Source organism: Kitasatospora sp. NPDC088160 (assembly GCF_044741445.1).
Taxonomy (GTDB): domain Bacteria; phylum Actinomycetota; class Actinomycetes; order Streptomycetales; family Streptomycetaceae; genus Kitasatospora.
The window spans coordinates 224,178-245,048 of record NZ_JBIUSS010000003.1; the positions used below are offsets into that span (position 1 = coordinate 224,178).

Consider the following 20,871-nt stretch of genomic DNA (forward strand, 5'->3'; position numbering starts at 1 on the left):
ATCCGTCAACACGACTTGGCCGAAGGCGCACCGAATTCCCCGGTTCCGGCCAACCCCCGGACGCCGGACCGGTTCACCCGAAAGAATGAACGGTTCGGCACCGGCCGGACACTCCGGACGGCCGGCCCCGTCAGCGCCCCGTCAGCGCCCCGGCGCGACCCGCCCGACCAGGTGGAGCAGCCGGTCGAGGGCGTCCTTGGAGTTGGGCTCGGTGAGGTTGACCATGAGCCGGAACGCCACCTTCAGCAGCGCCGGGTGGCCGAGCCCGGCGGCGCCGGCCGCGCCGAGCAGCCTGGGCCGGCCGAGCAGGTCGGCGGCGAGGCGGCCGAGCGCGAAGTAGCCGGCGTAGGCGGAGCGCAGCGCCTGCGGGTAGGCGCGCAGGGCCAGTTCGCGGCCGCGGTCGGTGCGCCGGGCGAGGGCCTGGACGATGGTCTCGGCGGCGTAGCGGCCGGATTCCATCGCGTAGGCGATGCCTTCGCCGGTGCCGGGGCTGACCGTGCCGCCGGCGTCACCGATGAGCAACAGGCCGTCGGCGTAGTGGGGTTGGCGGTTGAGGCCCATCGGGAGGGCGGAGCCGCGGACGGGCTCGGTGACGGCGTCGGGGGTGTAGCCGTACGCGGGGGGCAGGTTGTCGCACCAGCGGCGGAGCAGGTCGCGCCAGTCGAGGTCGACGTGGGCGGTGTCGAGGACCCCGAGGCCGACGTTGGCGGTGCCGTCGCCCATGCCGAACACCCAGGCGTAGCCGGGCAGCAGGCGGCGGGCGGGGTCGCCCGGGTCACGCAGGTCGAGCCAGGCCTCCAGGTAGCGGTCCTGGTGGCGGGGGGTGGTGAAGTAGGTGCGGTAGGCGACGCCCATGGCGCGGTCGGTGCGGCGGTAGCGCTTCATCGCGACGGAGAGGCGGGTGGAGTTGCCGTCGGCGGCGACCACGACCGGCGCCTGGTAGCTGACGGGCCGGCGTTCGTCGCCGAGCTTCGCGGTGACACCGGTGATCCGGCCGCTCCGCTCGTCCACCAACGGGCCCGCCACGTTGGCCCGTTCGATCAGCCGGGCGCCGGCCGAGGCGGCCCGGCGGGCGAGCAGTTCGTCGAAGTCGGCGCGCCGGCGGACGAGTCCGTGGCCGGGGTAGGCGGACAGCTCGGGCCAGTCGAACTCCAGCGCGCGCCGGCCCGAGATCAGCCGCAGCCCCTGGTTGTGCAGCCAGCCGGCCTGCTCGGAGACGTCGATGCCGAGGTCGGTCAACTGCTTGACGGCGCGCGGGGTGAGGCCGTCGCCGCAGACCTTCTCGCGCGGGAACGCGGACTTCTCCAGCAGCAGGACGTCCAGGCCGGTGCGGGCGAGGTGGTAGGCGGCGGTGGAGCCGGCCGGGCCTGCGCCGACCACGATGACGTCGGCGTTCTCCTCGGTCCGGGCGGGCCGGGGGGCCCGGCCGCCGTCTGCGGGCACCTGCTGCTCTGGGCCGGGCATCACGCACTCCCACGGGGTCGGATCGACTGCGGGCCCGCCGGGGCCGCAGGGCTGCCCGGACGGACTCGGACAGGGTCATTCGGACAGGTTGTTCGGACGGGGCCATTCGGACGCGGCCGGACTCGGCGGTCCGAGACGGACGATAGAGAACCACGGCACCCGCCCGCCGCCCCGACACGCGGGCCCGCCCCGATGACCGGTCAATACCGGCCACGGGGGCGGCTGCGCGGTCACCCGCCGGGTCGGGGCCCGCCGTTGACCACCGCGCCGGAGACGGGGCCCGGCCCGTCGGCGGGCCGCCGTCCGACACGCTCCCCCGGGAGACCACGGGACCCCTGCCTCCGACGGCGGTGTCGGACGGCAAGGGCTCCGTGGAACTGCCACCGGCGGCGTCAGGGGTTGAGCGCCAGCACCACGTAGGCGGCCAGCACGGCGAGGTGCACGGCGCCCTGGAGCGGGGTGGCCCGGCGCGGGATGACCGTCAGGGTGCCGAGCACGATGGTCAGGGTCAGCAGCACCATGTGCGCCGGGCCGAGGCCGAGGACGAGCGGGCCGGAGAGCCAGGAGGAGGCGATCGCGACGGCCGGGATGGTCAGGCCGATGCTGGCGAGCGCCGAGCCGAGGGCCAGGTTGAGGCTGGTCTGCAACCGGTTGCGCAGGGCCGCGCGCAGCGCCGCGATGGTCTCCGGCAGCAGGACGAGCAGGGCGATCACGACGCCGACGACGGAGTGCGGCAGTCCGGCGTCGTCCACGGCGGACTCGATGGTCGGCGAGACGCCCTTGGCGAGGCCGACCACGGAGACCAGGGCCACGCCGAGCAGCAGCAGGCTGATCCAGGCGGCCCTGGCGGTCGGCGGCGCGGCGTGGTCCTCCTCGTCGAGCACCCGGCCCTCGGGGGTGACCGGCAGGAAGTAGTCCCGGTGCCGGAAGGTCAGGGTGGTCACGAACAGCCCGTACAGCACGATCGAGGCGGTGGCCGCGAAGACCAGCTGGGTGGTGGAGAACTGCGGGCCCGGGGAGCTGGTGGTGAAGGTCGGCAGCACCAGGCTGAGGGTCGCCAGGGTGCCGATGCAGGCGAGCGCGGCGCCGGTGCCCTCGGCGTTGAAGACGGCGGTCCGGTACTTGATCGCGGCGACCAGGATGGACAGGCCGAGGATGCCGTTGCAGGTGATCATCACGGCGGCGAACACGGTGTCCCGGGCCAGGGTGGCGGACTTGGAGCCGCCGTCGGCCATCAGCGTCACGATCAGCGCGACCTCGATCACGGTGACCGCCACCGCGAGCACGAGCGATCCGAAGGGTTCCCCGACCCGGTGCGCGATCACCTCGGCGTGGTGCACGGCGGCGAGCACGGCGCCGGCCAGGAAGCAGGCGACGACGCCCACCACCCAACCGGGCAGGTCCCGGTGCCAGGTCAGGGCGAGGACGACGAACGACACCACCGGAACGACGACGGTCCATTGCGCGGCGGCCGCGCGGAGCTTCGTGATCATGCCGCCGAGCATCCCAGACCGGGGACCGCCCACCCGGTTGCCCGCGCCGGGATACGTAGGGATGTGGTACAACTCATCCCGTTTTGCCCGCTCACCCGCCGTAGTCGGCGAGGTACCGGAGCACCTTGTCGACGTGCGGGCGGACCCGTTCCGGGACGCCTCCGGCGGCCGCCACGGTCTTGTCGCTGGTCCGGTAGGCGGCGGTCACCAGGGCCGGCAGGTCGCGGGTGAGGCCCCGGTGCTTGAGCTGCTGGTCCAGCCAGCAGACGTAGTTGCCCATCGCGGCGATCGCGTCGCCCGGATCCAGGTAGGACTTGGGGCCGTCGTGGGCCGCGGCCTTCGCCCAGGCGTCGAAGACGGCGGGCGTCCACATGGCGATGCCGTACTCGCCGGTCTCGGGGCGGGCCGCGTTCGGGTCGAAGCCGCTCTCGGCCTTGAGCATCGCGGCCAGCAGCGCCGGGGTGATCTCGGGCTCGGGGCAGCGCCGGGCGGCGACCTCGATCATGCCGCGGTAGGCCACCGGGACGTCGGAGCCGGCCGGGATCGCGCCGGGCGGCGGGGGCGCGGCCGGGCGGGCGGCCGACCGCACGGCGGGTACTGCCGCGCCATGCTCCGCGGCCTCCGGCTCGGGGGCCCCGGTCAGGGCGAGGACGGCGGCGGCGCAGGCCAGCAGGCCGGTGGCGGCCCGCAGGGCGCCGCCGCGGCGGCAGGCCGGACGCGCGCCGGCCCGGGCGACCAGCGCGGCGAGGTCGGCGCGGGCCCGCTCCTCCCGCCCGGGGGCCAGGCAGGCGGTGACCACGGCCCGCCAGGGCCCGGGCAGCGCCTCGTCCAGCCGCAGCGGCGCCGCGCCGCGCGCGTACGCCTGGGCGGCCAGCGAGCGGGCCCGGGCGGTGGCGCCGAGGAACGGGTGCAGGCCGCCGGTGAGCACCTGGTGGGCGATCACCCCGAAGGCCCAGATGTCGGCGCTGGGGCGCACCGCGACGCCGCGCGCGCCGGTGCGCTCGGACCACCACTCGGGCGGGACGTGGTCGGGCGAGCCGAGCGGCGGCGTGTAGGCGTGGGTGCCCTCCAGTTCGGCGGTGAGGCCGAAGTCCGCGATCTTGGCGGTGCCGTCGGGCATCAGCAGGATGTTGGCCGGTTTGAGATCCCCGTGCACCCAGCCGCCCCGGTGCATGTGGGTGAGCCCGGCGCAGACCTCGGTGAGGACGCGTCCGGCGCCGGGCACCGGGGTGCCGGGGCGGGCGGCGGCGAGGACGTCCTGGAGGCTGCGGGCGGCGCGTTCCATCACCAGGGCGACGGCGCCGTCCAGGCCGGGGTGGGCCGGGTCGTCGACGACCGTCACGGCGAGGGTGCGGATCAGGTGGGGGTGGTCCGCGCGGCGGCTGAAGCGCATCTCGCTGCGGGCGACCTCCGTCATGGTCCGCCGCTGGCCGGGGCTGAGCCGGGCGGGGCTGAGCAGTTTGACGGCGGCCGGGGCACCGTCGGGGCCTTCGGCCGCGTACACGCTGCCCCAGGCGCCGGCCCCGAGGTAGGCGCCGGTGCGGTAGCCCGCGAGCCGGTAGCCGGCCGGTACCTCGAACTGCTGGTCCGGCGGGGGCTGGTCCTTCTCCGGCACCCACTGCTCGGACGCCGGCTCGTCGGGCGGCTGCCCGTCGGGCGCCTGGCCGGCGGGCCTCACGGTCGGGCGGCCGGGCGCCGGGGCGGGAGCAGGGCCAGGTGCTCCTCCCGGACGAGGTCGAACTTCAGCGCCAGGGCCGCGAGTTCCTCGCGCTTGCCGCCGGGGCCGTCCTCGTAGGGCTCGCGCAGCCGCAGCTTCGTCCACACCAGGTAGTCGATGTGGTAGTTGACCGCCGAGCGGGTCAGCCCGTGGCAGGAGGGCAGGGCGCGCAGCCGGGCCAGCACCTCCGTCACACCGGGGACGACGGCGGCGGAGGGCGAGCGCAGCCGGGGCTCGCAGAGCGCGAGCAGCACCAGGAAGTACTTGGCGGTCGGGTCGAGGGCGAACGGGCTGACGGTGAGTTCGCCGCCGACGCCGCCGGGCCGGCCCTCCAGGTAGGCGTGCTGCGGGGCGAAGACCTTGAACCAGGCGGGTTCGCCGAGGGCGGGCAGCAGCACCCGGGAGAACTCGAACGGCACGGGCGCGCCGAGCCGGCCGGGCGCCACCTTGACGTGCTCGCCCGCGCCCTCCAGGTTTTCCACCACGTAGGTGGCGGAGGTGCTGAAGTTGGACAGCCGCCAGTAGTCCTCGGCGGCGGTGACCTCCCCCGCGCGCCGGGAGACGCCCTGGTCGGGCAGGGGGATGGGGGCCGGACGGCCGGGCTCGCCGCGCCCGAACGCCGCGGCCTCGCCGGGGCCCATCCGCAGCAGGCCGGGCGGTTCGCCGGGTGCCATCACGGGCTCCCGGTCGGGCAGTTGCACGATGACCGTGTCCACGCCGACACCTCCGTGGTTCGGGTCGATGCTAACGGCCCGATTCGCCCCGACGGCAGTTCGCCACTCGGACGAGTGAAGGGACACCGCCAACCCGACCCGGGCGTCGCCGAGTTGCCCCCGGGCCGCCCACCTGCCGGTCCGTCGACCGCTCGACGGGTGGTTGCAGCACGTAGTTGAATGGTCACCTTGAGTGTGACGCAACACACACACGGCATGTCCACGTTCTGTGCAAGACTCATCTCAAGGAGTGAGATCCCCTTAATTTCCAAGGAGGTTCATATCATGCGCGCTCGGATCGCAGCTGTGACGATGATGGTGGCAGGGATAGCAGGCCTGGCGGCCGGACCGGCCATCGCGGCCCCGGCGACGACCGAGAACGAAGCGGTGGCCTGCGCCTCCGTGCTCAACAAGCCCTGCATCTCGCACCAGCACGACGGTGAGGGCTTCTTCGGCGTCGCCCAGGTCTCCGCCGACCCGCGCCAGTTGACGATGGTTCAGGTCGAGGTGCGGACCCAGAAGGCCTGGGGCAGCCCGTGGGAGACGATCGCCTCCGCGACCACCGTGCGCCTGGGCTCCGCGAAGGCGGTCACCCCGCGCGTCGTCACCACCGACCTGCGGATCATCTGCGCCACCGCCGGCCCGGCGCTGGAGGCGACCCAGCAGGTCACCACCTGCACCAACCCGTTCTGACGGACCCCGCCGCTCCACCAGCACCGGGGCCCTCGATCGACCCGACCCACCCCATCCGCCGGGGCGCCCGCGCCCCGGCTCCAGGGCCGGCCGCCAGCGCACCCGGCGGCCGGCCCGTCGGCATGCGGCGCCCTCGCAGGTCGGCTCCCGGCGGTCCGGGGCCGGCAGAGCGGCTCCGACCAGGGCCCGAGTGGACCTGGGGCACCCGTTCACGGCAAACTGGTCTAGACCTCAAGGGTCTAGACCAAGCACCCGGCTCAGAACGGTGGACCAGTATGGAAATCGTGATCGTCCCTGACGCCTCAGCGGCCGGCGAACTCATCGCCGCGGCGATCACCGATCTGCTGACCGGCAAGCCCGAGGCCCTGCTCGGCGTGGCGACCGGCTCGACGCCGCTGCCGATCTACCAGGCCCTCGCCGAGCGGGTCCGCGACGGCCGGCTCGACGCCTCCCGGGCGCGCATCTGCCAGCTCGACGAGTACGTCGGCCTGCCCGCCGGCCACCCCGAGTCCTACCGTTCGGTGGTGCTGCGCGAGGTCGTCGAGCCGCTGGGCCTGACCGAGGACTCCTTCCTCGGCCCGGACGGCAACGCGACGGACATCGCCGCGGCGGCCACCGCCTACGACCGCGCGCTGGCCGCGGCCGGCGGCGTGGACCTCCAACTGCTCGGCATCGGCACCGACGGCCACATCGGCTTCAACGAGCCCTGCTCCTCGCTGGCCTCCCGGACCCGGATCAAGACGCTCACCCGGCAGACCCGGGAGGACAACGCCCGGTTCTTCGACAGCCTCGACGAGGTCCCGCACCACGTCATCACCCAGGGCATCGGGACCATCCTGGAGGCGCGCCACCTCGTCCTGCTCGCCACCGGCGAGGCCAAGGCCGAGGCCGTCGCCCTCTCCGTCGAGGGCCCGCTGTCCGCTGCCGTCCCCGCCTCGGCGCTGCAGCTCCACCCGCACGCCACCGTGGTGGTCGACGAGGCCGCCGCCTCCGGCCTCAAGCTCGCCGACTACTTCCGCGACACCTACGCCGCCAAGCCGGCCTGGCAGAAGCTCTGAGGTCGGCGGGCCCGTGCGGGAGGCAGTCGCCTCCCGCACGGGCCCGACCCACGTTCCTTCCCGGCAGCGCCCGGCGGTCAGCGCGTGCGGAGCCAGTCGCCGAAGGCCGCCAGGGCGGGGCCCGGATCGCGGCGCCCCAGGCCGATCCGGAAGCGGTCGGCGGGAGCGGGCGTCAGGTCGGAGTGGAACATGCTCGCGGGCAGCAGCAGGACGCCCGCCTGCTCGACCAGCGCGGTGCAGAAGTCCTCGACCCCGTCCGCCCCGAGGTAGCGCGGGTAGGCGACGCAGCCGCCGTCCGGGGCGCGCCACTCGAAGAGGTCGCCGAACTCGGCGAAGAACGCGTCGAACCGCGGCAGGTTCTCCGCGATGATCGCGCGGTTGCGCGCCAGGATCTGCTCGCGGGCGTTGATCGCGATGCGGGCCAGCACCTCGCTCGGCGCCGAGTTGCAGATCGTGGTGTAGTGCTTGGCCCGCTCCAGCCGGGAGCGCAACTCCCGGTCGCGGCAGGCGATCCAGCCGATCCGCAGGCCGGGCAGGCCGAGCGACTTCGAGGTGACGTTGAGCGAGAGGGCGCGTGCGGAGAGGTCGGCGGCCTGCGGCAGCGCCCGGGCCGGGTCGCGCTCCAGACCGCGGTAGACCTCGTCGGAGAAGAGCCGGATGCCGCGCTCGTCGCACAGCTCCACCAGACGCGTGAAGTCGGCCGCGTCGATGACCTTGCCGGTCGGGTTGTGCGGGAAGTTCACCGACAGCACCCGGGTGTTCGGGCGCAGTGCGGCCGTGACCGCGTCGAGGTCGAGCGCCCAGTCGTCCTTCTCGTCCAGGGCGACGCCGGTGACCTCGCAGAGGGAGAGCGGGATGGTCTCGGCGGACTGGTAGTTGGGGGTCACCACCACGGCGTGGTCGCCCCGGTCGAGGAGCACCTGCATGGCGAGGTTGAGCCCCTCCTGCGCGCCGCCGAAGCAGAGCACGTCGTCGGCGTCGACCTCCTGGTACATCCCGGCGATGGCGCGGCGCAGCTCCGGATCGCCGTAGGTCTCGGTATAGCCGAGGGCGAGGCCGTCCCAGGCCCGGCGGTCCTCGGGGCCGGCCAGGGCGAGGAGTTCGGCCATCGTCATGGTCTGGGCGTCGGAGGCGGCGAGGTGGTGGCGGGCGCTGAACTCCCAGCGCGAGAAGTAGGTTTCGAGTCGGAAGTCGGGGAGCCTGGTCATCTCTCTGTCACTCGCTCTCGTCGGCGCCGGCGCCGGGGTGCCGGCGCTGGGGCTCGGGGGCCTGCTGGTTCTCAGGGGCCTGCCAGGGCTCAGGGGCCTGCCGGGGCTCGGGGGCCTGCTTGAGCTCGGGGGCCTGCTTGAGTTCGGCGAGCAGGGTGTAGGCGGTCGAACGGGAGACCCGCAGTGCGGTGGCGACGGCCGGGACGGCGCGGCGGACCGCGAACACCCCGGCCTGGTCGAGTTCGCGCAGGACGGCGAGCCGGTCCTCGCGGCCGAAGCGTTCGAGCGGGCGGCCGTGCGCGCGGACGTAGCCGCCGATCACGTCGTTCATCCGCTCCGTCCAGTCGCGCTCGAAGAGCGGTTCGGGGCGGGGCGCGGTGGGCGCGGCGAAACCCGCCAGCAGGGCGGCGGCGTGCTCCAGCGGGCCCCGGTCGAGGTTGACGCAGAGCACCGCCGAGGGCCGTCCGGCGTCGTCGCGCAGCACGGCGCTGACGGAGGAGAGCCGGCGCCCGTCGGGCAGCAGCTTCTCGTAGGGCCCGTAGACGTCCGGGGCGGACGGGTCGAGGGTGTCCAGTTCGCCGAGCAGCGACGGGTCACCGGGGGTGCGGGGGGTCATCGGGTTCCAGATGGCCAGCACCCGGTCGGCGGTGGCGTCGTGCAGCACCACCTCGGCGTACGGCCCGAGCAGCAGGGCCACGGCGCGGCAGACCGGTGTCCAGGTCCGGACGCGCGGGTCGGGGGTTTCGGTGGTCATGCTCGGACTGTACGTCCAGGCAAGACGTTTAGTCCAGACGATTCATCCGCGACGTTTCGTTCAGGCGTTTCGTTCAGGCGTTTCGTCCGGGCATCCGGCACCTGCGGCGACGACGAAGGCCCCGCCGACGCAGGCGGGGCCTTCGGTGCTCGGGGAGGGTCAGTGGCAGGTGATCAGCAGTCCGAGGACGGCGGTGCAGCTGCGGGTGTCCCGGCTGGTGGCCGGGGTCGGGTCGGCGGGCACGCCGGCGGTGCGGGCCACCGTGACGTCGAAGCTGCGGATCAGGCTGAGCAGGCCGACCGAGATCGAGAAGTGCCGGGTGGTGCTCGCCCCCTTGGCGAGCGGCCCGGTGAGCTTGCAGGTGAGCTTGGTGCCCGCGATGGTGCAGTCGCTGGAGGTCGCCGCGAGGCCGGCCGGGAGGTCGGCGGAGACGGTGCCCGAGGTCAGCACGTCGGGGCCCTGGCCGGTCAGCGTGACGGTGTAGTCGACCCGGCCGCTGAGCAGGTTGGACACCGGCGTGGCGGTCAGGGCGACGCCGAGGTGGGCACTGGGGGCCGTGTAGCTGAAGCGGTCGGCGGCGACGGCGGCGCTGGTGCCGCCGGGCGTGGTGACCCGGACGTCCACCGGCCCGGTCACCGCGGTGGCGGGGGCGGTGGCGGTGCAGCTGGTCCTGGTGCAGTTGAAGGCGGTGGCGGCGCCCGCCGCGCCGAAGGTCACGGCGGTGGCGCCGTTCAGGTCGGTCCCGGTGACGGTCACCGTCGTGCCGCCGACCCCCGAGCCGCCGGACGGGCTGATCCCGGTGACGGCCGGGACGGGCAGCGGGAAGTCGAGCACGTCGACGGCGCCGCCGGTGAAGTCGGTGAGGTAGCCGCGCCGGCCGTCGCCGGTGATCGCCAGGCTGTACGGGCTCGCGCCGACCGGGACGGTCGCGGTGACCGTCCGGCTGGCGGTGTCCACGACGCTGACCGTGTTGTCGGCGTAGTTGGAGACGTACGCGGCGCTGCCGTCCGGGGCGAGCGAGACGGCGTACGGGCCGGCGCCGACGGCGACGGTGCCGACGAGCGTGTTGCCGGTGGTGTCGAGGACGCTGGCGGTGGCGTCGTCGGCGTCGGCGGCCCACAGCCGGGTGCCGTCCGGGCTGAGCGCGAGGCCGAAGACGCTGTGGCCGACGGGAACGGTGGCGCTCACCGTGCTGCTCGCGGTGTCGATCACGTTCACCGCCTTCGCGCCGGAGGCGGCGACGTAGAGCCGCTTGCCGTCCGCCGAGACGGCCAGCCCGTGCGGCTCGGCGCCGACCGGGACGGTGGCGGTGACCGTGTTGGTGGTGGTGTCCAGCACGCTCACGGTGTCGGCCCCGGCGTTGCCGACGTAGGCGCGCGAGCCGTCCGCGGAGAGCGCGAGGCCCCACGGCTGGGCGCCGACCGGGACGGTGGCCGTCACGGTGTTGCTCGTGGTGTCCACGACGCTGACGGTGCCGTCGAGGTGGTGGGTCAGGTACGCCCGGTGCCCGTCGGGGGACAGGGCGACCGCGTAGGAGCCGGTGCCGGCGGTGAAGGTGGCGGCCACCGTGTTGCTCGCGGTGTCCAGCACGCTCACGGTGCCGCTGCTCTGGCTCGTCACGTAGGCGTGGCCGCCGTCCGGCGTGAGCGCCACGCCCGCCGGGTAGGGCGCCACCGGCACGTGCGCCTTGACGGTCGGCGGCGGTGTGGCGGCCTCGGCGGTGGCGGGCTGCGACAGCAGTGCGGCCGTGGCCGCGGCTATCGCGGTCACGGCCGTCCAGGTGCGCCCGGGTGCGCGACGTGTTCTCACGAGTCTCTCCAGCATGGTCGGTCAAGGGATGCAACGCCGGTCGCTCCAGCCCCCTGCGGATCCGGAGCCGCACGAAGCGTAGAAGCCGGTATGACCATCCGTCAGGGGCTGATCGGTAATGTCGCCAACTGTTCAGATTCGACCGAGATTCGGACAGCAGCCACCCCGCCGGCCGCGCCCCGTCGCGACCAGGGACCGGCCGGGGGCGGGGCGCGGGCCGACCGTGGATGGGTCATGGGCCGGTCGGGGGCCGGTCGGGGCGGGGGCGTGCAGGAAATTGGAGTTGTGGAGTCGCATTCGATAGCGTTTCGAACGTGAGGCTGACCAAGAGCACCGACATCGCCCTGCGGATCGCCATGCGGCTGGCCGTCCTGAGCGAGGACGCCAACCCGACCACCCGCGAGGTGGCCGAGGCGGTCGGCGTGCCGTACACCCACGCGGCGAAGGTGGTCAGCCGCCTGCAGCACCTCGGCGTGGTGGAGGCCCGGCGCGGGCGCGGCGGCGGGCTGCTGCTCACCTTCGCCGGGCGGACCGGCTCACTCGGGCTGCTCCTGCGCGAGCTGGAGGGGGTCGGCGACGTGGTCGGCTGCGAGGACGACCCGCCGTGCCCGCTGCGGGCCGCGTGCCGTCTGCGCGGTGCGCTGCGGACCGCGCAGGAGGCGTTCTTCGCCGCACTCGACCCGCTCAGCATCGACGACCTGGTGGCCGCACCCACCGGCCCGGTGCTGCTCGGCCTCACCGCCAGACCCACCGACTGATCCCCCACCCCCCGGGGCCGGGCTCACGCACGGCCTTTAATACGAATCTCACATACCAGTTAGGAGCCGGACTGATGCTGTCCGCCAAGTCCGCCGAGGTCATCGAGGCCACCCTGCCCGTCGTGGGCGGCGCCATCGGAGACATCACCCCGCTCTTCTACGACCGCATGTTCGCCGCCCACCCGGAGCTGCTGCGCGACCTGTTCAACCGCGGCAACCAGGCCAACGGCACCCAGCGGCAGGCGCTCGCCGGGTCGATAGCCGCCTTCGCCGGCGCGCTGGTCGCCCACCCCGACCAGCGGCCGGACGCGATGCTCGCCCGGATCGCCCACAAGCACGTCTCCGTCGGAATCGACAGCAGCCAGTACCGGATCGTCCACGAGCACCTCTTCGCCGCCATCGTCGAGGTGCTCGGCGAAGCCGTCACGCCCGAGGTCGCCGCCGCCTGGGACGAGGTGTACTGGCTGATGGCCAACGCCCTCGTCGCCGTCGAGGACCGGCTGCGCGCCGAGGCCGCCGCCGGCGGCGACCAGGCCGACCTCTGGCGCCCCTACACCGTCGTCGCCCGCTACCAGGAGACCGACACCGTCACCAGCTTCCTGGTGCGCCCCGCCGACGGCGGCCCCGTCCCCGCCGCCCGGCCCGGCCAGTACGTCTCGGTGCGCACCGAACTGCCCGACGGCGCCCGGCAGATCCGCCAGTACAGCCTCTCCGGCACCGCCGACGGCGCGCTGCGCTTCACCGTCAAGCGTGAGCCCGGCGGCGAGGTCTCCGCCCACCTGCACGACCACCTGCACACCGGCGGCCTCGTCCACCTCGCGCCCCCGCTCGGCGACATCGCCCTCGCCGACGGCGACGGGCCGGTGCTGCTCGCCTCCGCCGGCATCGGCAACACCCCGATGACCGCCATGCTCGACCACCTCGCCGCCACCGGCTCCGCCCGGCAGGTCGTCTCGGTGCACGGCGACCGCGACCAGCTCACCCACGCCTTCCGCGCCGACCTCGCCCAGCTCACCGCCAAGCTGCCGAACGCCACCGCCCACGTCTTCTACGAGCGGCCGCTCGGCGACTGGCCCGCCGAGCGCACCGGCCTGGTCGACCTCGCCACCGTCGACGTCCCGGCCGGCACCACCGCCTACCTGTGCGGCCCGCTGCCCTTCCTGCGCGCCGTCCGCGAGCAGCTCCTCGCGGCGGGCGTCCCGGCGGCGGACATCCACTACGAGGTGTTCGGCCCCGACCTCTGGCTCGCCTGAGATCCCCTGGGACCCCACGACGTCCCCGAGATCCCCCGCCCCGGCCGGCCCGCTCGGTACGATCGCGAGCGGGCCGGCCGGTGTCGCCGGACGAAGGGAGGGCCGATGCGGGTCGCACTGTTCGCCACCTGCGTCAACGACGCTCTGTTCCCCGCCACGGCGGTCGCCACCGTCCGGCTGCTCGAACGCCTCGGCGTGACCGTGGACTTCCCCGCCGGGCAGACCTGCTGCGGGCAGCCGCAGTACAACACCGGCTACCGGCGGGCGTGCGAGCCGCTGCTGCGGCGCACCGCACGGGCCTTCGCCGGGTACGAGCACGTGGTGACGCCCTCCGGATCGTGCGTGGCCATGGTCCGGGACAACTACCCGCGGATCGGAGCCCGGGCCGCCGCCGACGGCCGGGGCGGCGAACTCGACTCCATGGCCGCCGCGTTGACGCCCCGGGTGTACGAACTGACCGAGTTCCTCACCGATGTGCTCGGCGTCGAGGACGTCGGCGCGCACTTCCCGCACACCGTCACCTACCACCCCTCCTGCCACGGCCTGCGGGTGCTCGGCCTCGGCGAACGGCCGCTGCGGCTGCTGCGCGCCGTCCGGGGACTGGAACTGGTCGAACTGCCCGGCGCCGAGGAGTGCTGCGGCTTCGGCGGCACCTTCGCGGTCAAGAACGCGGCCGTCTCGGCGGCCATGGCCGAGGACAAGATCGCCCACGCGCTCGGCACCGGCGCCCAAGTCCTGTGCGGCGCCGACAACTCCTGTCTGCTGCACCTCGGCGGCACGCTGCGCCGCCGGGGCGCGGCCCTGCGCCCGCTACACCTGGCGGAGATCCTCGCCAGCACCGAGGAACACCCGTGGAGGCCCGCATGACCGGCGCCTTCCTCGGCATGCCCGCCTTCCGGCAGGCGGCCTCTCCGCAGGCGACCTTCCCACAGGCCGCAGCGGCGGCCGTCCGGGACGAACGGCTGCGCGCCAACCTGCGGCACGCCACCCACACCATCCGGGACAAACGGGCCCGCGCCGTCGCCGAACTCGACGACTGGGCCGAACTGCGTGCGGCCGGCAAGGCGATCAAGGACCACACGCTGCGCCATCTCGACCGCTACCTCGTCCAGTTGGAGGAGGCCGTCACCGCGGCCGGCGGCATCGTGCACTGGGCGGCCGACGCCGAGGAGGCCAACCGGATCGTCGCCGACCTGGTCCGCGCCACGGGAGAGACGGAGGTCGTCAAGGTCAAGTCGATGGCCACCCAGGAGATCGGGCTCAACGAGGCGCTCGCCGCCGAGGGGATCACCGCGTACGAGACCGATCTCGCCGAGCTCATCGTGCAGTTGGGCGAGGACCGGCCCTCGCACATCCTGGTGCCCGCGATCCACCGCAACCGCGCCGAGATCCGGGAGATCTTCGCCGAACGGATGGCCGCCTGGGGCCGCCCCGCACCCGAGGGGCTGACCGACTCCCCCGCCGAACTCGCCGAAGCGGCCCGGCTGCACCTGCGGGAGAAGTTCCTGCGCGCCCGGGTCGCCGTCTCCGGCGCCAACTTCATGGTCGCCGAGACCGGCACCCTGGTGGTCGTCGAGTCCGAGGGCAACGGCCGGATGTGCCTCACCCTGCCGCGCACGCTGATCTCCGTGGTCGGGATCGAGAAGGTCGTACCGACCTGGCAGGACCTGGAGGTCTTCCTGCAGCTGCTCCCCCGCTCCTCCACCGCCGAGCGGATGAACCCGTACACCTCGCTCTGGACCGGCACCACGGAAGGCGACGGCCCGTCCGCCTTCCACCTCGTGCTGCTCGACAACGGGCGCACCGCCGTGCTCGCCGACCAGGTCGGCCGCCAAGCGCTGCGCTGCATCCGCTGCTCGGCCTGCCTCAACGTCTGCCCGGTGTACGAGCGGGCCGGCGGCCACGCCTACGGCTCGGTCTACCCGGGCCCGATCGGCGCCATCCTGACACCCCAACTGCGCGGCACCACCAGCCCCTTGGACGCCTCGCTGCCGTACGCCTCCTCACTCTGCGGGGCCTGCTACCAGGTCTGCCCGGTGGCGATCGACATCCCCGAGGTGCTGGTGCACCTGCGCGAGCGGGTCGCCGAGCAGGGCGGGCACCCGCTGGAGCGGGCCGCGATCGCGGCCGCCGGGTACGTGCTCGACCACCCGGCGGCGCTCGCGGCCGCCGAGCGGCTCGCCGGGCGCACCCGCGCGCTGCACCCTCGCCGACTGCCCGGCCCGGGCCGGGCCTGGACCGACACCCGGGACCTCCCGGAGCTGCCCGCCGAGCCGTTCCGCGACTGGTGGCGGAGGAACCGCTCATGACCTCACGGGAGTTGATCCTCGCCCGGATCCGCGCCGCGCTCGCCGACCCCGCCCCCGGCCGGGACCGGGCAGCGGAGGGGCCGGTCGCCCGGGACTACCTGCGCACGCACAGTCCGGACGATCCGGCGGCCCTGCTCGACCTGCTGCACCACAACCTGGCCGACTACCGGGCCCGGGTGCACCGCTGCACCGAGGCCGAACTGCCCGCCGTCCTGGCCCGGTTGCTGGCCGAACGGGGCAGCCGCACGGTCGCCGTGCCGCCCGGCCTGCCGCCCGCCTGGCTCAGCGCCACCGCCGTCACGGCCGTCCCCGACGACGGCACGCTCACCGCCGCCCGGCTCGACGCCGTGGACAGCGTCGTCACCGGCTGCGCGCTCGCGATCGCCGAGACCGGGACGATCGTGCTGGACGCCGGGCCGGGCCAGGGGCGGCGGCTGCTCACCCTCGTCCCGGACCATCACCTGTGCGTCGTCCGGGCACCCGGGCAGGTCGTCGCCTCCGTGCCGCTCGCACTGCCCCGGCTCGACCCGGCCCGCCCGCAGACCTGGATCTCCGGGCCGTCCGCGACCAGCGACATCGAGCTCGACCGGGTCGAGGGCGTGCACGGCCCGCGCACCCTGGAGGTGCTGCTGGTCGACGGCTGACCGCGCCGACCGGGGCCGCGGCGACTCAGCTCATCGTCACCTCGCTGTACCGGTCGCCCTGGGAGCTGTCCCAGGCCACCTGCACCCGGCAGTCGACCGGCCGCCCGGAAGCGGCCAGTCCCTGCCCCGCGATGGCCGCCGACGGGTCGGCCAGCGTGCTGAACAGGCCGCCCGCCGGCGGGGCGCCGCCAGGTGTGAAGCCAAGGTCCGCGGGCGCGACGGCCGTGGGGTAGAACACCGCCCGGCCCGTAATCGTGTACGTCCCCCGCGTGGTGTCCTTGCGCTTGCGGCCGGGGATGACCGAGCACAGCGAGAAGGTGTCCTCGGCACCGTCCGAGACGTTGCCCGCCGCGTCGACCGTCCACAGCTCCCAGTAGCGGGCGACCGTGGCGTGGGCGCTCGACCCCTTCGCGGTGATGTACGAGTCGATCCGGCTGCCCGACATCGCGTTCCAGTCCGTGCCGTCCCATTCCTCCACGGCGAAGACGCGGTTGATCTCCTGGATGATGACGCCCTGCTGGGGCGCGGCGACGCTCAACTGCCGCCTGCGCTCGAAGTAGCCGCACTCGCCTTCCAGGTCGTCGGCCGTCAGATGGGTGAGCGCGATCTGCGTCGCCGGCCCGGCTCCGGGCGTGGGGGCCCGCTGGACCGACACCCCCGCGCCGCCGGAGGCGTCGTGGCCGTGTCGCTGCTGCTCGACCAGCCGGGCCACCGCGGCGTTGCCGAGGGTGCGTTGCAGGGGCAGCGCCGTCGAAGGGGACAGCGGGCCGACGGCCGCGGCCTCCCGGGCGCCCTCGGCCGGGAGGTCCGTGCTCCGGCGCTCGGACGCGGCCCTGCGCCGCCGCGCCGCCTCGTCCTCGGATGCGGAAGCCTGATCGCGCATGTGGCCCTCCTGTCGGCACGGCACCGCCCCGGATGCCCTGGCCAACCTCTACCGGACGGCGGGGCGGCCGGGAAGGTCCGCGAGGGCAGCGCGAAGGGCAGCGCGAAGGGCAGTGCGGACGGCAGTGCGGACGGCAGGGTCCGATTCAGGCGGGCCGCAGCTCCAGCGTGCAGCACTTGGCTCCGCCGCCGCCCTTCAGCAGCTCCGAGACGTCCACCGGGACCGGCTGGTAGCCGTGCTCGACGAGCCGCCCGGCCAGGTGTTTCGCGGCCTCGGGCAGCAGCACCCGGCGCCCGTCCGAGACCGCGTTGAGGCCGAACACCTCGGCGTCGGCCCGGTCGGCGAGGATCGCGTCCGGGTACAGGGTGCGCAGCACGGCCCGGCTGTCGGCGTCGAAGGCCTCCGGGTAGTACATGACGTGGTCGTCGGCGAGCACGGCCAGCGCCGTGTCCAGGTGGTAGAAGCGCGGGTCGACCAGGGTCAGGCCGACCACCGGGACGCCGAAGAACTCGCCCGCCTCGGCGTGCGCGGCCCGGGAGGTGCGAAAGCCCGTCCCGGCGAGCACCCGGCCGCCGGCCACCAGGTGATCGCCCTCGCCCTCATTGACATGCCCGGCGCGGTGCACCTCGCGGTAGCCGTGCGAGCGGAACCAGGCCTGGTAGGCCTCGGACTCGGCGGCCCGCTCCGGGTAGCGGAAGGTCGCGACCAGCGCCCGGCCGTCCAGCACGGTCGCGCCGTTGGCGGCGTAGACCATGTCGGGCAGGCCGGGCACCGGGTCGATCAGCTCGACGGTGTGGCCGAGGCGGCGGTACAGCCAGTACAGCCGCTCCCACTGGCGGATGGCGAGCGCGGTGTCGGTGGGCTGCGCCGGGTCCATCCACGGGTTGATCGCGTAGTCGACGGTGAAGTACGTCGGCCGGCACATCAGGTAGCGCCGCGGCCTGGCAGTGCGCTCCGGGGTCTGCATGGGCATTCCTCAACCGTCCTCGGGTGCAGGGGAGTTCGGGGATTCCGTTCCCCAGGCCGCTGCCCCGGCGGGGCTGTTCGCACACCCGCGCGGGCGCCCCCGGCGGGCGCAGGCCCCCGCGCACCCGGCGCGGGCTCCGGCGCACGCGCGGCCGATCGCCACGGGCCGGACCGCACCGAGCGCCGTGGGGACGCGCCGCTCCGAACGTCACGAGGACGGGCCGCGCCGAGGTGTCACCAGCGGACCGCGCCGAAGTCCACCGGCGCGGGCCGCAGGCCCCGGCAGCGGTCGGCGAGCGCCCGCAGCCGGGCCGCCGCCTCCTCGGCGGGCATCCGGTGCCGCTGGCCGTGGCCGGGCAGCAGCCACTCGAAGCGCAGCGCGTCCAGGCTGCGGTCCAGCGAGGCGGAGAGCTCCTCGATCGAGTACCAGGTGACGGTGTCGTACACCTCCAGGTCACCGGTGGTGCGGGACCAGTACAGGGTGTCGCCGGTGAAGCAGTACCGCTCGTCGACCAGGTACAGCACGCTGCCGCGGGTGTGGCCCGGGAAGGGGTGGGCGGTGACGCCGGGGGCGACCTCCACCGGTTCGACGCCGCGCAGCACCCGGTCGGCGTCGGGCGCGGCGTCCAGGTCACCCTCGTGGATCCAGAGCCGGGCGCCGAGCCGGTCGGCGTACGCCCGGCCGTGCGCCGCGTGGTCGCGGTGCGTCAGCAGGATGTCGGTGACCGGGCCGAGGACCTCGTACCGGGCCGCGAGCGGCTCGGCGTAGCGGGGCGTGTCGACCATCAGCCAGCCCGCGGGGCGGCGGCAGAGGTAGGAGTTGGCCCCGGCGTTGTGGCGGGAGTTGTGGCCGAGCAGCAGCAGGCCGTCGTCGAGGGCCAGCGGGAAGGGGTCGGTGGCCGGGTCGAGCGGGCCGGTGCCCGGCCGGATGGAGCGGGTCGGACAGGCGTGGGCGGCGGCGAGCAGCTGGCGGTGCTCGGCCTCGTCGCGCGGCTGGCGGACCAGCTCGGAGCGGCCGGCGCGCTCACGGATCAGTCCTGGCGCGAGCTGCCGGGCCACGTCGCAGTTGGTGCAGCGGTCGTCGACGGACCACTGCCCGGACAGACCGGAGGTCGGATTCAGAGCCATGGATGTCTTCCCCCTGGAAGGACGGCGGCCGGGCCGGCCGCCGTCCTTCGAGCATCGTCCGGGCGGGCCCAAAAGCGGAAGGGGGGCGGGATCTTGTGGTTTCCGGGGGCCGCCGCTCTGCACTCCGGTTGTATTCCGGGTGGGGCACGTGGCCCATCTCACGTGCCGGCGGGGTCACCTACGGTGGCGTAGGTCACTTGAATGGGTGAACTATCTCCTTCATGCCGAACCTCCAGGAGACCCTTGACCTCAGTTCGTATGCCGCCCTCGGCGACAGCTTCACCGAGGGCCTGAACGACCCCGGTGCCGACGGCGCCTTCGCCGGCTGGGCCGACCGCCTGGCCGGGTTGCTCGCCGACGGACGGCCGCCGGGCGGGTTCCGCTACGCCAACCTGGCGGTGCGCGGCCGGCTGCTGGACCAGATCATGGCCGAGCAGGTGCCGCAGGTCCGCCGGCTCCAGCCCGACCTGGCCACCTTCTGCGCCGGCGGCAACGACATCCTGCGGCCCGGCAGCGACCCGGACGAGGTCGCCGAGCGCTTCGAGGCGGCCATCGTCCAACTCACCGCCTCCGCCGGGACGGTGCTGATCTGCACCGGCTTCGACACCCGGGACGTACCGCTGTTCAAGCACCTGCGCGGCAAGATCGCCACGTACAACGGGCACATGCGGGCGGTCGCCGACCGCAACGGCTGCAAGGTGGCCGACCTGTGGTCGCTGCGCGCCGTCCAGGACCGCCGGGCCTGGAGCGAGGACCGGCTGCACCTCTCCCCCGAAGGCCACCAGCGGGTCGCCCTGCTGGCCGCCCGCTCCCTGGGGCTGCGCACCGAGCAGGACCCGGAGGCGCCCTGGCCGGCCACCCCGGAGCCGTCCGCCGCCGACCAGCGGCGCGAGAACCTCCAGTGGGCCCGCGAGTACCTGCTGCCCTGGGTCGGCCGACGGCTGCGCGGGGAGTCCTCGGGGGACCACGTCGAGGCCAAGCGGCCTGACCTGCTTCCGCTCTGACGAAACGTCAGGCGGCACCGGGTGCTGCGGTCGTCCTCGCAGCCCTTGCGGTCCTCGCGGTCCGCGCGGCCTTCGCGGTCCGCAGCACCCGGTGCGCCAGCGCGGCGAACGCGGCACCGACCACGTACCAGAACAGGTCCGGCGGATTGAACGTCGACCCCAGCACCAGCCGGGCCAGCTCGCTGCGCCGCCCCAACTCGTCGGGCACCCCGGTGATCTGGAACAGCTCCACCGCCCAGCTCAGTCCCGCCGCGACCACCGCCGCCCGCCCCGGCCGAACACGGGGCGCGACCAGCACCACCAGCGCGTACACCAGCACCGTGTAGAGCGCGTCCCCGGCGTACTTCGCGACGTCCCCGCCGAGCACGGCCCGCACGCCCAGCCCGGCCGCCACCGTCGCCCCGGCCGCCAGCAGCGGCACCACCCGCACCCGCAGGCGCCCCCAGAGATCATCCACCCGCCCCACCCTACGGCCCGGCCGCCGGGTCCAGGGCTGGGCCGTCCGGGTGACCTCCCGCATCCGTGACGCCCGGGCGTCGTTGGCCGCTGCGTGACCGCACACCGAAGCCTGCTCCGGATGGCCGCCGCCGCACTGTTCCTGACGGCCGTCACCGTTCCCTCCGCCGCTCCGGCCGGCGCCGCCGCCGCGGCCCACCCCGCGCCGCGGATCGTCCGCGGCATCCTCGAACCCCCGCTGCCCGTCGACCAGTTCCCGCCCCAGGTCGAGGAGGCGTGCCACATCTGGCACGACCTGCAGTGGCCGACCGCGAACGCCCCCCGGGACTACCCGGTGGCCGGCTCCCCCTTCGTGATCCGCGGCAGCAACGTCTACGGAAACCGCAGCGGCGACCTCCCCCAGGACGGCCACTACCGCGAGTACGACGTCAACCCGCGCCAGCCCGGCCAGCACCGCGACGCCGAACGCCTGGTCCGCGACCCCGCCACCGACCACGTCTGGTACAGCGACGACCACTACGCCAACTTCCACGAGATCAGCTCGGGATGCTCCTGATCCGA

General features: G+C 74.3%; 20 protein-coding genes. 9 read left to right on the top strand and 11 right to left on the bottom strand.

What is annotated here, in order from left to right; all coding sequences use genetic code 11:
• Window positions 1–141 precede the first annotated feature (141 nt).
• The 4 genes from ACIOGZ_RS05840 to ACIOGZ_RS05855 form a co-directional block, all read right to left on the bottom strand.
• On the bottom strand, window positions 142–1,464 hold the full coding sequence (locus ACIOGZ_RS05840) for a geranylgeranyl reductase family protein (protein ID WP_363586441.1): 1,323 nt from the start codon (window positions 1,462–1,464) through the stop codon (window positions 142–144).
• A 392-nt stretch (window positions 1,465–1,856) separates the two neighbouring features.
• A complete protein-coding gene (locus ACIOGZ_RS05845; protein ID WP_400985010.1) occupies window positions 1,857–2,957 on the bottom strand; it encodes a calcium:proton antiporter in 1,101 nt (366 codons plus the stop codon).
• Between the two features lie 91 nt (window positions 2,958–3,048).
• Window positions 3,049–4,635 carry a protein kinase gene (locus ACIOGZ_RS05850; RefSeq protein ID WP_400985012.1) on the bottom strand — a complete coding sequence of 529 codons (1,587 nt, stop codon included), beginning with the start codon at window positions 4,633–4,635 and terminating at the stop codon, window positions 3,049–3,051.
• A complete protein-coding gene (locus ACIOGZ_RS05855; RefSeq protein WP_400985014.1) occupies window positions 4,632–5,390 on the bottom strand; it encodes a serine/threonine protein kinase in 759 nt (252 codons plus the stop codon). The genes ACIOGZ_RS05850 and ACIOGZ_RS05855 overlap by 4 nt, the downstream gene beginning before the upstream one ends.
• Before the next feature lie 282 nt (window positions 5,391–5,672).
• Here ACIOGZ_RS05855 and ACIOGZ_RS05860 point away from each other — a divergent pair, with 282 nt between their 5' ends.
• Both ACIOGZ_RS05860 and ACIOGZ_RS05865 read left to right on the top strand, forming a co-directional pair.
• On the top strand, window positions 5,673–6,080 hold the full coding sequence (locus tag ACIOGZ_RS05860; RefSeq protein ID WP_363630528.1) for a hypothetical protein: 408 nt from the start codon (window positions 5,673–5,675) through the stop codon (window positions 6,078–6,080).
• A gap of 275 nt (window positions 6,081–6,355) precedes the next feature.
• Window positions 6,356–7,138 (top strand): glucosamine-6-phosphate deaminase, encoded by a 783-nt coding sequence (locus ACIOGZ_RS05865; protein WP_363586446.1) that lies wholly within the window; start codon window positions 6,356–6,358, stop codon window positions 7,136–7,138.
• 77 nt (window positions 7,139–7,215) lie between these two features.
• On the opposite strand, the gene ACIOGZ_RS05870 is transcribed toward ACIOGZ_RS05865, so the two are convergent.
• The 3 genes from ACIOGZ_RS05870 to ACIOGZ_RS05880 form a co-directional block, all read right to left on the bottom strand.
• Window positions 7,216–8,346 (bottom strand): aminotransferase class I/II-fold pyridoxal phosphate-dependent enzyme, encoded by a 1,131-nt coding sequence (locus ACIOGZ_RS05870; RefSeq protein ID WP_400985016.1) that lies wholly within the window; start codon window positions 8,344–8,346, stop codon window positions 7,216–7,218.
• A 7-nt stretch (window positions 8,347–8,353) separates the two neighbouring features.
• Window positions 8,354–9,100 carry a transcriptional regulator gene (locus ACIOGZ_RS05875; protein WP_400985017.1) on the bottom strand — a complete coding sequence of 249 codons (747 nt, stop codon included), beginning with the start codon at window positions 9,098–9,100 and terminating at the stop codon, window positions 8,354–8,356.
• Window positions 9,101–9,259: 159 nt separating this feature from the next.
• Window positions 9,260–10,909, bottom strand: a complete 1,650-nt coding sequence (locus ACIOGZ_RS05880) for a beta-propeller fold lactonase family protein (RefSeq protein WP_400985018.1) — start codon at window positions 10,907–10,909, stop codon at window positions 9,260–9,262.
• Window positions 10,910–11,223: 314 nt separating this feature from the next.
• On the opposite strand from ACIOGZ_RS05880, the gene ACIOGZ_RS05885 reads away from it, so the two are divergent.
• The 5 genes from ACIOGZ_RS05885 to ACIOGZ_RS05905 all read left to right on the top strand — a co-directional run bounded on the left by ACIOGZ_RS05885 (window position 11,224) and on the right by ACIOGZ_RS05905 (window position 15,873).
• A complete protein-coding gene (locus ACIOGZ_RS05885) occupies window positions 11,224–11,667 on the top strand; it encodes an Rrf2 family transcriptional regulator (protein ID WP_363586450.1) in 444 nt (147 codons plus the stop codon).
• A 74-nt stretch (window positions 11,668–11,741) separates the two neighbouring features.
• Window positions 11,742–12,920: a globin domain-containing protein gene (locus tag ACIOGZ_RS05890; RefSeq protein ID WP_363586451.1), complete on the top strand. Its 1,179-nt coding sequence runs from the start codon at window positions 11,742–11,744 to the stop codon at window positions 12,918–12,920.
• 105 nt (window positions 12,921–13,025) lie between these two features.
• Window positions 13,026–13,787, top strand: coding sequence for a (Fe-S)-binding protein (locus ACIOGZ_RS05895; RefSeq protein WP_363586452.1), 762 nt, complete (start codon window positions 13,026–13,028; stop codon window positions 13,785–13,787).
• Window positions 13,784–15,229, top strand: a complete 1,446-nt coding sequence (locus ACIOGZ_RS05900) for a lactate utilization protein B (protein ID WP_400806156.1) — start codon at window positions 13,784–13,786, stop codon at window positions 15,227–15,229. The genes ACIOGZ_RS05895 and ACIOGZ_RS05900 overlap by 4 nt, the downstream gene beginning before the upstream one ends.
• Window positions 15,226–15,873: a lactate utilization protein C gene (locus tag ACIOGZ_RS05905; protein WP_400805908.1), complete on the top strand. Its 648-nt coding sequence runs from the start codon at window positions 15,226–15,228 to the stop codon at window positions 15,871–15,873. Before ACIOGZ_RS05900 ends, ACIOGZ_RS05905 begins: the two co-directional genes overlap by 4 nt.
• Window positions 15,874–15,898: 25 nt before the next feature.
• Here the strand turns inward: ACIOGZ_RS05905 and ACIOGZ_RS05910 are convergent, their stop codons facing one another.
• The 3 genes from ACIOGZ_RS05910 to ACIOGZ_RS05920 all read right to left on the bottom strand — a co-directional run bounded on the left by ACIOGZ_RS05910 (window position 15,899) and on the right by ACIOGZ_RS05920 (window position 18,850).
• Window positions 15,899–16,756: a hypothetical protein gene (locus ACIOGZ_RS05910; protein ID WP_363630518.1), complete on the bottom strand. Its 858-nt coding sequence runs from the start codon at window positions 16,754–16,756 to the stop codon at window positions 15,899–15,901.
• Window positions 16,757–16,901: 145 nt separating this feature from the next.
• Window positions 16,902–17,723: a dimethylargininase gene (ddaH, locus tag ACIOGZ_RS05915; protein WP_400805910.1), complete on the bottom strand. Its 822-nt coding sequence runs from the start codon at window positions 17,721–17,723 to the stop codon at window positions 16,902–16,904.
• A gap of 233 nt (window positions 17,724–17,956) precedes the next feature.
• A complete protein-coding gene (locus ACIOGZ_RS05920; RefSeq protein ID WP_400985020.1) occupies window positions 17,957–18,850 on the bottom strand; it encodes a 4Fe-4S domain-containing protein in 894 nt (297 codons plus the stop codon).
• A gap of 221 nt (window positions 18,851–19,071) precedes the next feature.
• On the opposite strand from ACIOGZ_RS05920, the gene ACIOGZ_RS05925 reads away from it, so the two are divergent.
• On the top strand, window positions 19,072–19,854 hold the full coding sequence (locus ACIOGZ_RS05925; RefSeq protein WP_363630515.1) for an SGNH/GDSL hydrolase family protein: 783 nt from the start codon (window positions 19,072–19,074) through the stop codon (window positions 19,852–19,854).
• 7 nt (window positions 19,855–19,861) lie between these two features.
• Here the strand turns inward: ACIOGZ_RS05925 and ACIOGZ_RS05930 are convergent, their stop codons facing one another.
• Window positions 19,862–20,311 (bottom strand): DUF2809 domain-containing protein, encoded by a 450-nt coding sequence (locus tag ACIOGZ_RS05930; protein ID WP_363586459.1) that lies wholly within the window; start codon window positions 20,309–20,311, stop codon window positions 19,862–19,864.
• Between the two features lie 120 nt (window positions 20,312–20,431).
• Between ACIOGZ_RS05930 and ACIOGZ_RS05935 the strand changes: the two genes are divergently transcribed.
• A complete protein-coding gene (locus ACIOGZ_RS05935; RefSeq protein ID WP_363586460.1) occupies window positions 20,432–20,866 on the top strand; it encodes a ribonuclease domain-containing protein in 435 nt (144 codons plus the stop codon).
• Window positions 20,867–20,871 lie beyond the last annotated feature (5 nt).

Excerpts from the sequence above, each read along its gene's own strand:
- ACIOGZ_RS05840 (WP_363586441.1), bottom strand. The coding sequence starts at position 1,464 with ATGCCCGGCCCAGAGCAGCAGGTGCCCGCAGACGGCGGCCGGGCCCCC.
- ACIOGZ_RS05845 (WP_400985010.1), bottom strand. The coding sequence starts at position 2,957 with ATGATCACGAAGCTCCGCGCGGCCGCCGCGCAATGGACCGTCGTCGTT.
- ACIOGZ_RS05860 (WP_363630528.1), top strand. The coding sequence starts at position 5,673 with ATGCGCGCTCGGATCGCAGCTGTGACGATGATGGTGGCAGGGATAGCA.
- ACIOGZ_RS05865 (WP_363586446.1), top strand. The coding sequence starts at position 6,356 with ATGGAAATCGTGATCGTCCCTGACGCCTCAGCGGCCGGCGAACTCATC.
- ACIOGZ_RS05870 (WP_400985016.1), bottom strand. The coding sequence starts at position 8,346 with ATGACCAGGCTCCCCGACTTCCGACTCGAAACCTACTTCTCGCGCTGG.
- ACIOGZ_RS05875 (WP_400985017.1), bottom strand. The coding sequence starts at position 9,100 with ATGACCACCGAAACCCCCGACCCGCGCGTCCGGACCTGGACACCGGTC.
- ACIOGZ_RS05890 (WP_363586451.1), top strand. The coding sequence starts at position 11,742 with ATGCTGTCCGCCAAGTCCGCCGAGGTCATCGAGGCCACCCTGCCCGTC.
- ACIOGZ_RS05895 (WP_363586452.1), top strand. The coding sequence starts at position 13,026 with ATGCGGGTCGCACTGTTCGCCACCTGCGTCAACGACGCTCTGTTCCCC.
- ACIOGZ_RS05900 (WP_400806156.1), top strand. The coding sequence starts at position 13,784 with ATGACCGGCGCCTTCCTCGGCATGCCCGCCTTCCGGCAGGCGGCCTCT.
- ACIOGZ_RS05905 (WP_400805908.1), top strand. The coding sequence starts at position 15,226 with ATGACCTCACGGGAGTTGATCCTCGCCCGGATCCGCGCCGCGCTCGCC.
- ACIOGZ_RS05910 (WP_363630518.1), bottom strand. The coding sequence starts at position 16,756 with ATGCGCGATCAGGCTTCCGCATCCGAGGACGAGGCGGCGCGGCGGCGC.
- ddaH (WP_400805910.1), bottom strand. The coding sequence starts at position 17,723 with ATGCAGACCCCGGAGCGCACTGCCAGGCCGCGGCGCTACCTGATGTGC.
- ACIOGZ_RS05920 (WP_400985020.1), bottom strand. The coding sequence starts at position 18,850 with ATGGCTCTGAATCCGACCTCCGGTCTGTCCGGGCAGTGGTCCGTCGAC.
- ACIOGZ_RS05925 (WP_363630515.1), top strand. The coding sequence starts at position 19,072 with ATGCCGAACCTCCAGGAGACCCTTGACCTCAGTTCGTATGCCGCCCTC.
- ACIOGZ_RS05935 (WP_363586460.1), top strand. The coding sequence starts at position 20,432 with ATGGCCGCCGCCGCACTGTTCCTGACGGCCGTCACCGTTCCCTCCGCC.